Origin of the sequence: Thioalkalivibrio sp. ALE11 (assembly GCF_000381205.1) — a bacterium.
Taxonomy (GTDB): Bacteria; Pseudomonadota; Gammaproteobacteria; order Ectothiorhodospirales; family Ectothiorhodospiraceae; genus Thioalkalivibrio.
Genome location: NZ_KB906174.1, coordinates 36,474 through 45,771, shown reverse-complemented (window position 1 = coordinate 45,771; position 9,298 = coordinate 36,474). Strand labels below are relative to the sequence as shown.

12 protein-coding genes are annotated in these 9,298 nt (G+C 67.3%); 6 read left to right on the top strand and 6 right to left on the bottom strand.

Features of this window, described 5'->3' with window-relative positions:
- Positions 1 to 64: 64 nt before the first annotated feature.
- On the bottom strand, positions 65 to 1,216 hold the full coding sequence (locus tag F620_RS0111215) for an OprO/OprP family phosphate-selective porin (RefSeq protein WP_026279421.1): 1,152 nt from the start codon (positions 1,214 to 1,216) through the stop codon (positions 65 to 67).
- A 143-nt stretch (positions 1,217 to 1,359) separates the two neighbouring features.
- Here F620_RS0111215 and phnE point away from each other — a divergent pair, with 143 nt between their 5' ends.
- Positions 1,360 to 1,905, top strand: coding sequence for a phosphonate ABC transporter, permease protein PhnE (phnE, locus tag F620_RS14375; protein ID WP_018869045.1), 546 nt, complete (start codon positions 1,360 to 1,362; stop codon positions 1,903 to 1,905).
- Between the two features lie 28 nt (positions 1,906 to 1,933).
- On the opposite strand, the gene F620_RS0111205 is transcribed toward phnE, so the two are convergent.
- Positions 1,934 to 2,800 (bottom strand): dienelactone hydrolase family protein, encoded by an 867-nt coding sequence (locus F620_RS0111205; RefSeq protein ID WP_019570624.1) that lies wholly within the window; start codon positions 2,798 to 2,800, stop codon positions 1,934 to 1,936.
- Positions 2,801 to 2,973: 173 nt separating this feature from the next.
- On the opposite strand from F620_RS0111205, the gene rpmB reads away from it, so the two are divergent.
- Complete coding sequence (gene rpmB, locus F620_RS0111200) at positions 2,974 to 3,210, top strand: 50S ribosomal protein L28 (RefSeq protein ID WP_024329587.1); 237 nt, start codon at positions 2,974 to 2,976, stop codon at positions 3,208 to 3,210.
- 12 nt (positions 3,211 to 3,222) lie between these two features.
- The gene (rpmG, locus tag F620_RS0111195) at positions 3,223 to 3,396 is read left to right on the top strand and encodes a 50S ribosomal protein L33 (RefSeq protein WP_018869042.1); all 174 of its coding nucleotides are present in this window, start codon (positions 3,223 to 3,225) and stop codon (positions 3,394 to 3,396) included.
- A 75-nt stretch (positions 3,397 to 3,471) separates the two neighbouring features.
- Here the strand turns inward: rpmG and F620_RS0111190 are convergent, their stop codons facing one another.
- On the bottom strand, positions 3,472 to 3,678 hold the full coding sequence (locus F620_RS0111190; RefSeq protein WP_019021560.1) for a hypothetical protein: 207 nt from the start codon (positions 3,676 to 3,678) through the stop codon (positions 3,472 to 3,474).
- A 71-nt stretch (positions 3,679 to 3,749) separates the two neighbouring features.
- On the opposite strand from F620_RS0111190, the gene F620_RS0111185 reads away from it, so the two are divergent.
- Genes F620_RS0111185 through mutM form a run of 3 tightly spaced genes read left to right on the top strand, consistent with a single transcriptional unit; the run spans position 3,750 to position 6,746 of the window.
- Entirely contained in the window at positions 3,750 to 4,973 is a 1,224-nt protein-coding gene (locus F620_RS0111185; RefSeq protein ID WP_019570623.1) for an EAL and HDOD domain-containing protein, read from the top strand.
- Complete coding sequence (locus tag F620_RS0111180; protein WP_019570622.1) at positions 4,970 to 5,926, top strand: hypothetical protein; 957 nt, start codon at positions 4,970 to 4,972, stop codon at positions 5,924 to 5,926. Before F620_RS0111185 ends, F620_RS0111180 begins: the two co-directional genes overlap by 4 nt.
- On the top strand, positions 5,919 to 6,746 hold the full coding sequence (mutM, locus tag F620_RS0111175) for a bifunctional DNA-formamidopyrimidine glycosylase/DNA-(apurinic or apyrimidinic site) lyase (protein WP_019570621.1): 828 nt from the start codon (positions 5,919 to 5,921) through the stop codon (positions 6,744 to 6,746). Before F620_RS0111180 ends, mutM begins: the two co-directional genes overlap by 8 nt.
- Positions 6,747 to 6,752: 6 nt before the next feature.
- On the opposite strand, the gene ggt is transcribed toward mutM, so the two are convergent.
- From ggt to coaD, 3 genes are read right to left on the bottom strand one after another with little or no spacing between them, the layout of a single operon-like run.
- A complete protein-coding gene (gene ggt, locus F620_RS0111170; RefSeq protein ID WP_019570620.1) occupies positions 6,753 to 8,483 on the bottom strand; it encodes a gamma-glutamyltransferase in 1,731 nt (576 codons plus the stop codon).
- A 15-nt stretch (positions 8,484 to 8,498) separates the two neighbouring features.
- A complete protein-coding gene (locus F620_RS0111165) occupies positions 8,499 to 8,750 on the bottom strand; it encodes a YfhL family 4Fe-4S dicluster ferredoxin (protein ID WP_018936946.1) in 252 nt (83 codons plus the stop codon).
- A 37-nt stretch (positions 8,751 to 8,787) separates the two neighbouring features.
- Positions 8,788 to 9,276 carry a pantetheine-phosphate adenylyltransferase gene (coaD, locus tag F620_RS0111160; protein WP_018869035.1) on the bottom strand — a complete coding sequence of 163 codons (489 nt, stop codon included), beginning with the start codon at positions 9,274 to 9,276 and terminating at the stop codon, positions 8,788 to 8,790.
- Positions 9,277 to 9,298: the final 22 nt, after the last annotated feature.

Genomic DNA, 9,298 nt, shown 5'->3' with positions numbered 1-9,298 from the left:
CACAAAAAAGGCCACCGGACGGGATGTCCGGTGGCCGAAGGTCCCCGAAGACGTTACGAGGGGATCAGAAGCTGTACTGCATGCGGGCGAGGAAGATGTCCGGACTGTCGTCGCGGAAGGCGCCTTCCGAAAGGGCGTCCACGGCATCGCTGTCATCCACATCCACCATCACGTAGTTCGCCATGAAGCGCAGATTGGGATTGACGTAATAGTTCACCCCCAGAGTGAAATTCTTCTGCTCCCCTCCCAGGATCCCGGAATCTCCCAGATCCACCGAGCTGTAACGCGCGGCGATCTCCCACGCACCGGACGAGCGCTCGGGCTCGACGGTGCGGAAACCGGTCGGACGATAGCCACGCGTCTCGCCGGTCAGGACCCAGCCGGCCTGGACATGCCAGCCATCAAAGCTGACGTCCGAACCGGAGTCACGATCCACCTCGGCCCGCATGTATTCCGCGCTGGCGTGGAACGGTCCGGTGAGAAAACCGAGCTCCAGGCCCGCCTTGGTGGTGGAGCGGGCATCGATGCTGCCCGTATCGATCAGGCGATTCCCCTCGGTCGGGCGAGATTCCGGACGATCACGAAAGCGCACGCTGCCCTCGCGCGCATTGCTGGCAATGCGTTCGTGGGACAGGGAACCACCAAGGTGGACGACCTGATCGCCGCGAACCGGATTGAAAGTCACGCGGCCGGCGGCGCCCAGCGGTGCGTCGCCATCCGGATCCCCTTCGATGGAGTGCGAGTACCCCATCACGGAATAGTGATAGTTATCACCGGACTGATCGAATCCGACACCGATGCGACGGGAATCGGTGAAAACCTGAGATGAAGCCCGCTCGATGAAAGTCATGCGATTGGAACTGGTCAGTGTTTCCATGCCCTGTGGCACCTTGAACTGACCCATCTGGAGTGTACCGGCATCCGTGTCATACGAGATCTTGAGATCGTTGTAACTGATGCTGCCACCGGCGAAATCAAACTCGATCTGATAGCCCCAGCGGCCACCCAGATCACCACTGCCACCAAGACGCGCACGCCGCACCAGGAACCCGTCCTGAAAGGCTTCCTCTCCGAGGTTGTCAGTGTTGTGCATAGCGGCGTCCAGATGCAGACGACCGCGTGGATCGAACGTCAGATCAGCCGCGGCCGGGGCGCTAACTGCAACCCCCAGGCCGAGGATGAATGCGGTATTTACGGTGTACTTAATGCCTTTCACGTTCTGTCCCTCCCGTCATTGAAATTGGCAGGAACAGAAGCTACCGGGGCCGAATGGCAGCCCCGTTACGTCCGGAAGACGCTCCGTTTACATGACACGCAGAGCGCGAGAACGGTCATGCCGACGTCATCACGGCGCCAGGCGTGACGGTCGGTGTCATCCTGAGCGTGCCGATGGCCCTGCTGTGTGCCTCGAACACCGCCCCGAACCGTCTGGTTCGGACCCTCAGCCGGACCATCGTGGCCACCATGCGCACCATCCCGGAACTGGTCTGGGCGCTGATCTTCGTCGTCGCGGTCGGGCTCGGCCCGCTGGCCGGGATCCTGGCCATCATCATGGACACCATCGGCTTTTGCGCGCGCTTCTTCTCCGAGCGCGTGGAGGAGGTCTCGAAGGGGCCGTCCGAGGCGCTGACCTCCACCGGCGGGGGCCGGCTCTCGGTGATCTTCGGCGCCATCCTCCCCGAGTCGATGGCCTCGATGACCGCGACCAGTCTGTACGGCGTGGAAAAGGCGATCCGCTCGGCCGTGGTGCTGGGTCTGGTCGGCGCCGGCGGGATCGGGGTGGAGCTTTCCACCGCGATGCGCATGTTCCAGTTCGACCAGGCACTGACCATCATCCTGGTGATCCTGGTCGTTGTTATCGGTTTCGAGCAGATCTCCTCGGCCATCCGCCGCCGCGTAATCTGACCACCGGAACACGCCCTTTATGTGTACCTCAGTCGCGCAGGTGCTGGTTGACGAAGCGGGTCACGCGGACCATGGCATCGCGCGCGGCCAGGTCATCGGCAAAGGTGCGGTTGTCGCCGTTGCGGAAGTCGAAGCCGCGACCCACGCCCGGGTACTCGATCCACGTGACGTCGCCGCCACGATCCTTGAGCCCGTCGGCGGCCATCTTTGCGGTCCGGTGGCGCTGGTACTGCTCCTCGTCCCCGATCAGGATCATCACCGGGATCTCCAGCTGATTGAATTCGCTGGCATAGCGATACACCTGGTGGGGTTCGCCCAGGTTGGGGTCCTGCACATGCGGGTAATAGCCCGCCCAGCAGGCCACGTCATCCACCTGGCGTTCATGGGTCACCGCGACCTTGAGGGTCTTGTACCCGCCCCGGGTGATCGACACCAGGCAGGCGCGGTCGCCGAGGATGTCTTCCCGCGCGAGCAGCTCGTCCAGACCGCGGTCCAGATCCCCTTCCAGTTCGTAGTCGTGGTCCAGCGGGTGGGTCTCGATGAAACGACCGGTATAGAGGTCCGGCGCCAGCACCACGAATCCGCGCGCGGCCAGGCGTTTCACGTGCAGCTCGGCCAGATGGTCCAGCCCGCGCCGCCCGTGCGACCACAGGATGGCCGGATAGTCCTCGCCGTCGGCCGGGCGCGCGACCATCGCCGGAACGATCACGCCGTCACGCTCGTATTCCAGGCGTTCAACCTCGACCTCGTGGTTCTCGATGTCGGGATTCAGCTGGCCTTCCTGCCACCAGCCATCGTCCCACCACCACTGGCCGTCGCCGGTCTGCGCCTCGTTGGCTGCCAGCGGCCCTGCCATCATGCCGGCCAGAAACGCGCCCGCGATACCCCGTACCATTGCTCCCTTCATGCTCTTCCCCCGCTGGTTGCAGCTCATGGTTCACTTCGCATCGAAAGATAGACGCAACGGACCGCCTTCGCCGTCCATGACGCCCGACCCTTGCGCGCGGCCCCGGTATCCGCTAGTATCCGCGATCTTTCGTCCCGACCCGAACATCTGGAGTAGCCCCGATGTCCCGAGTATGTCAGGTGACGGGCAAGCGCCCGGCTACCGGTAACAATGTCTCGCATTCCCAGCGGAAGACGCGGCGTCGCTTCCTGCCGAACCTGCACACCCATCGTTTCTGGGTGGAAAGCGAAAAGCGGTTCGTGAAGCTGCGCCTGAGCAGCAAGGGCATGCGCATCATCGACAAGCGCGGCATCGAGGCAGTCCTGGCCGACTGCCGGGCCCGCGGCGAAAAGGTCTAAGGAGGCAGCACGATGGCAGCCAAGAATCAGGGGCGCGAAAAGATCCGGCTGGTCTCCAGCGCCGGCACGGGTCACTTCTACACCACGTCCAAGAACAAGCGGAACATGCCCGAAAAGATGGAGATCAAGAAGTTCGATCCCGTCATCCGCCAGCACGTGATGTACAAGGAAGCCAAGATCAAGTAAGCGCGGCCCGTCGCGCGCATGAAAAAGCCCGGCCATGCCGGGCTTTTTTGTGGCCGGACTTCGAGCGGGGCGGGGTCAGCTGTCGCCGCCCTGCGCCTCCACCACGTCCTCGGCCCAGCGGGTCATCAGCCTGCCCCAGCGATGGGCCGTGGCCGGATCCAGCTCGATCTTGGTGTAACGTTCACCATCGCGGATAATGACCCGCAGCAGGGGCATCCCGGAGTCGTGCAGGATCTGGCGCAGCTCCACGATCTCCCCGAACGGCGCGTTGATGGAATCCATGTCGCGTTTCCTCTTGTTGCGGCCCGTGTCCCGCAGGAAGGACCGATCCACATCGTTTGCAGACAATAAGCATGCAGCCAATTTTTGTCGGACGGCAACCCATTTTCGATGGCGAGGAACGCACCATCGGGTTCGAACTGTTGTTCCGGGCCGGGGCCAATGCCAGCGAGGCCAACGTGGTGGACGGCGATCTCGCGACCTCCGACCTGCTGCACAGCGCCTTCATCGACATCGGCATGGAGAACCTCGTCGGGGAACACCTCGCGTTCGTGAACCTGCCGCGCGGCTTCCTCGATCACGAGGTCCTGCAAAGCCTGCCGCCCGAACAGGTAGTGCTCGAGATCCTCGAGGACATCGTGGTGGACGACGAGGTCATCGCCGCCGTGCGCCGGCTGAAGGAACACGGCTTCCGCATCGCCCTCGACGATTACCAGTTCCGCGAACAGGACTCGCCCCTGATCGAGCTGGCGGACATCGTGAAACTGGACCTGCTGGCGTTCGATGGCGACAGCCTGCGCGCCGAGATCGAGCGCCTGCGACCCTTCAACGTGGAGCTGCTGGCGGAAAAGGTCGAGGACGCCGCTACCTACGCGACCTGCCGCGAGCTGGGCTTCCTGTACTACCAGGGCTTTTTCCTGTCCTACCCCAACGTGGTGGAGGGCCAGCGCCTGGAGCAGCTGGAAGTCGGCCTGCTGCAGCTGATCGAGAAACTGCAGGATCCGGAGATGTCGGCCGAGCAGCTGGCCGCACAGATCAATGCCCACCCCGATCTGGCCATCCATGTGCTGCGCCAGGCCAACAGCCCGTTGCTGCGGCACCGCCGCCCGATCGAGACCCTGCGCGAGGCGATTGTGCTGCTGGGGACCGACCGCGTGCGCTCGCTGGCGATGGTTGCCGCCCTGCGCACCAGCACCCCGCAGCGCCAGGGCCTGGAACAGGTGATGATCCGGGCACGCATGGCCGCGCTGCTCGCCGCGCCTTCGGGCGTGCCGAACGAGTCCGAGCGCTACTTCACCCTCGGCCTGCTGTCGGGGCTGGACCGCGTGCTGGGCATTCCTCTGCACCGGGTACTGGGCGAGCTCAACCTGAGCCCGGCGATGGAGGATGCCCTGCTGGAGCACAGCGGGGAGCTGGGCGCCGTACCCCGGATCATCGAGACCTTCGAGGACCCGGATCGCCGGTTCCCGTTCGAGGTTTCGCCGGTGTCGCCCCAGGTCGCCGGGCGACTGTACATGGAAGCGGTACGCTGGACGGAGAGCATGCTGGTGGAGATGCAGGGAGCGAGCAGCGCATGACCATTGATCTGGACACACGCCTGACGCCCGCGGATACCGCATCCGCGGAGCCCGCGGGCCTGAGCCTGCGGCCCGCGAACGACCCGGGTATCCGCTGCGCGGGAGCGAACGGCACGACCCTGGCGATCGATCCGGGGCTGGCCTCGCTGGACCCCGCCCCGCCGGAGGAACGCTGGTTCGCCGGGGCGGCGAGCAGCGCCCCGTCCGGAGAAGGGGGCCTCTATCGGATGGTCTGCGGCGACGTCCTGTTCCTTGCGCGGGAAGGCCCCGACGACGACCTGCGCGAACGCACCCGGGACGTATACCGGGACCTGGTCGCGGCCTGCCGCGAGGCAGGTTATCCGTACCTGCTGCGCATGTGGAACTTCTTCGGCCGCATCCACGAGCCGGAGCAGGGGCTGGAACGCTATCAGGCCTTCTGCACCGGGCGCGCCGAGGCCCTGGAGGCCCTGGAAATCCCGCTGGGCGGCATGCCCGCCGCCACCGCGATCGGATCCGACCACGCCGGCCTGTTCGTGCACGCCATCGCCGCGCGCGAACCCGGGGCCCCGGTGGAGAACCCCCGCCAGGTCAGCGCGTACCACTACCCCGAACGCTACAGCCCCAAAAGCCCCAGCTTCGCCCGCGCCACCCGCATCGAGACGCCGCGCGGCCCGATGCTGCTGATCTCCGGCACCGCCAGCATCACCGGGCACGAGAGCCGGCACCCGGGTGATATCGCCGCGCAGACCCGCGAGACCCTGGCCAACCTGGACACCCTGCATGCCGAGGGCGGAACCGATCTGCCCGGGCTGCGCTGGCTGCGGGTCTACCTGCGCCACCCGGAGCATCGCGACACCGTGGAGGCGATCCTGCGCGAGCACTACGGTGAACGGACCCCGCCGGTGCAATGGGTACGCGGCGATGTCTGCCGCCAGGAGCTGCTGATCGAGATCGAGGGCGTGCATGCCTGAGCTGCCGGAGGTGGAGACCACCCGGCGCGGCCTCGAACCCCTGCTTCGCGAACGGCGCATACTGCACCTCGAGGTGCGTGACGCGCGGCTGCGCTGGCCGGTCCCGGCGGATCTCCCGGCACGGATCGCCGGCGCCACCGTGCGCGGCCTGCGGCGGCGGGCCAAATACCTGCTGCTGGATACTGATGCCACCGGGTTGCTGCTGCATCTGGGGATGTCGGGCAGCCTGCGCCACTGCGCCCCGGATACGCCGCTGCGGCGCCACGACCACCTGCGCCTGATGCTCGACAGCGGCAGCGAGATCCGCCTGCACGATCCGCGACGCTTCGGCTGCTGCCTGCCACTGGATCCCGCGCCGGACGGCGGTCCCGCCAGCCATCCGCTGCTGGAGGGCCTGGGGCCGGAACCGCTGGACGCGGACATGGACGGCGACTACCTGTTCCGGCGCAGTCGCGGCCGGCGCGGGCCGGTCAAGGCCTTCCTGATGGATCAGGCCACGGTGGTCGGCGTTGGCAACATCTACGCCACCGAGGCACTGTTCCTCGCGGGCATCCGTCCGGGGCGCGCGGCGGGCCGCGTGACCCGCGCCGAATACCGCCGTCTGGCCGGCCACGTGAAGGCCGTGCTGGCCGCCGCCATCGAACGCGGCGGCACGACCCTGCGCGATTTCCTGCGCGAGGACGGCAGCCATGGCTACTTCCGTCAGGAACTGCAGGTCTACGGGCGCGCCGGGGAGCCCTGCCGGGTGTGTGGCACGCCGATCCGCACCCGCAGCGTGGGTCAGCGGGCCAGCGCCTACTGCCCGAGCTGCCAGCGCTGACCCGGCTCAGCGGTCGAAGACGCGCGCCTCGCCCTCGCCGCGCGGATCCGAGGCCGCCTCCAGCCGTCCGGCCGCGCGGTCCCACAGCACCGCCTGCATGTCGCCGAACGGGCGTACCTGCGGGGTCAGGCGATGGCCGCGCTGCACCAGCTTGCCGCGCAGCTCGGTGTCGAAGGCCCCGGTCTCGAATTCGACCCGGTCGGGCAGGTACTGGTGGTGCCAGCGCGGGGCCTCCACCACCTCGTCGATCGGCTGACCGTCGACCACGCCGAGGATGCCGTGCAGCACCATGGTGATGATGCGGCTGCCCCCCGGGGTGCCGAGGATGGCCACGCGATCGCCGGTGTCCACGAAGGTGGGGCTCATGGACGACAGCGGCCGCCGCTGCGGGGCGATGGCATTGGCCTCGAAGCCGATCAGGCCGTAGGCGTTGGGCTCGCCCGGCTTGGCGGAGAAGTCATCCATCTCGTTGTTCAGCAGGACACCGGTCCCCGGGACCACGTAGCCGGAGCCGAACGGGTAGTTCAGCGTCAGGGTCGCGGCCACGCGGTTGCCGTCGGCGTCCATCACCGAGAAATGCGTGGTCTGCGGGCTCTCCGCCGCGCCATCGGTCCCGGGACGGTTCTCCGGCTCCACCACCGGCGGCAGGCCGTCGCTGGGCGTCGCCTGATCGGGGTGGATCCCGGCGCGCAGGCCGGCCGCGTAATCGCGTGACAGCAGCCGCTGCAGCGGCATGTCGACATGATCCGGATCGCCCAGGTACTCGGCGCGGTCACGGTAGGCCCGGCGCATCGCCTCCAGGATCAGATGAATGCGGGCGTCCTCCTCCATCGCGTCCAGATCGTGGAAGGACAGGATGTTGAGGATCTGGCCGATGGCCACGCCCCCGGAAGACGGCGGCGCGGCGGTCACGATCTCGGCGCCGTTCCACTCCAGGCGCACCGGATCGCGCTCCACGACCTCGTAACCCGCGAGGTCCTCGGTGCTCCAGATCCCTCCGGCCTCGCGCACGCCCTCCACCAGGGTCTGTGCCAGCTCGCCGGTGTAGAAGCCGTCACGGCCCTCGGCGGCGAGGCGCCGCAGGGTATCGGCCAGATCCGGCTGCACCAGCTCCGTGCCGGCCTCCGGCGGCCCGCCGTCGCGCAGGAAGATCCCTGCGGCATCGGCGCCGTCGCGCAGCGCCTGATGCCGGAACTCGGCCATCTGCTGATAACGCGGCCCGACGGTCACGCCTTCCTCCGCCAGGCGAATCGCCGGGGCCAGGCTGCGTTCCAGCGACAGCGCACCGTACTCCGTCGCCAGATGATCCATGCCCGCCGGCATCCCCGGGATACCCGCGGCCAGCACCCCGTCCAGCGACAGCCCGTCGACAACCTCGCCGTCCTCGTCCAGGTACATGTCGCGATCGGCCGCGGCGGGCGCGGTCTCGCGCGCATCGAGCATCAGCGTGCGGTCGCTGTCCGCCTCGTGCAGCAGAAAGAAGCCCCCGCCGCCCAGCCCGGAGCCATAGGGCTCCGCGACACCCAACGCCGCGGTGATCGCCACCGCCGCATCGAACGCATTGCCGCCGTCGGCGAGGATCGCCTCGCCGGCCGCGGTGGCCTCGGGATGGGCGGTGGCGACGGCATGTTCGCCGGGCGTATCGGCAGACGTGTCGGCGGGCCCGGCAACGACCGGGGAGGCCAGCGGGGCCGCAAGCAGCCCGAACAGCGTGACGGTCAGGAGGTGGCACCGCATGACAGGCCGCCCCGGCTATTTCGCCGCCATCAGGGCTTCGTATTTCGCCATCAGCTGCTCGCGGGTCTCCTTGTGGTCCGGATCCAGGGGGATGCAGTCCACCGGGCAGACCTGCTGGCACTGCGGCTCGTCGTAGTGCCCCACGCACTCGGTGCACAGGTTGGGATCGATCTCGTAGATCTCGTCGCCCGGGTAGATGGCCTCGTTCGGGCACTCGGGTTCGCAGACGTCACAATTGATGCATTCGTCGGTGATCATCAGGGCCATGGCTTTTCCTCCTCGGGCCAGGAAGGGGTGCGAGCGGTCAGTCGGCCACCCCGGGATCCCGGGCCAGCATGCGCGCCACCCCGGGGCTCACGAATTTTGAGACATCGCCGCCCAGGCGCGCGATTTCCCGTACCAGACTGGACGAGACAAAGCTGTATTCCTCGGCGGGTGTCAGGAACAGGGTTTCGACCTCGGGCGCGAGCTGACGGTTCATGGCCGCCAGCTGGAATTCGTGCTCGAAGTCGGAAACCGCACGCAGGCCGCGCAGGATCACCGTGGCCTGCTGTTCGCGCACGAAATGGGCCAGCAGGGAGTCGAACCCGATCACCTCCACCCGCGGAACGTCCTTCAGCGCCTCGCGGGTCTGTTCCACGCGGGTCTCCAGCGGGAACGCCGGGCTCTTGCCGGGGTTCGCGGCCACCGCCACCACCACCCGGTCGAACAGGCAGGCGCCGCGACGCACGATGTCGGTGTGCCCGTGAGTAACGGGATCGAAGGTCCCGGGATAGATGGCGGTAATCGGCATGCGGCTCGCAGACAGTCCGGTT

Bases quoted from the DNA above. Each gene is read 5' to 3' on its own strand.
- mutM (WP_019570621.1), top strand. From the start codon at position 5,919: ATGCCTGAGCTGCCGGAGGTGGAGACCACCCGGCGCGGCCTCGAACCC.
- coaD (WP_018869035.1), bottom strand. From the start codon at position 9,276: ATGCCGATTACCGCCATCTATCCCGGGACCTTCGATCCCGTTACTCAC.
- F620_RS0111165 (WP_018936946.1), bottom strand. From the start codon at position 8,750: ATGGCCCTGATGATCACCGACGAATGCATCAATTGTGACGTCTGCGAA.
- ggt (WP_019570620.1), bottom strand. From the start codon at position 8,483: ATGCGGTGCCACCTCCTGACCGTCACGCTGTTCGGGCTGCTTGCGGCC.
- F620_RS0111185 (WP_019570623.1), top strand. From the start codon at position 3,750: ATGCAGCCAATTTTTGTCGGACGGCAACCCATTTTCGATGGCGAGGAA.
- F620_RS0111180 (WP_019570622.1), top strand. From the start codon at position 4,970: ATGACCATTGATCTGGACACACGCCTGACGCCCGCGGATACCGCATCC.
- rpmG (WP_018869042.1), top strand. From the start codon at position 3,223: ATGGCAGCCAAGAATCAGGGGCGCGAAAAGATCCGGCTGGTCTCCAGC.
- rpmB (WP_024329587.1), top strand. From the start codon at position 2,974: ATGTCCCGAGTATGTCAGGTGACGGGCAAGCGCCCGGCTACCGGTAAC.
- F620_RS0111190 (WP_019021560.1), bottom strand. From the start codon at position 3,678: ATGGATTCCATCAACGCGCCGTTCGGGGAGATCGTGGAGCTGCGCCAG.
- F620_RS0111205 (WP_019570624.1), bottom strand. From the start codon at position 2,800: ATGGTACGGGGTATCGCGGGCGCGTTTCTGGCCGGCATGATGGCAGGG.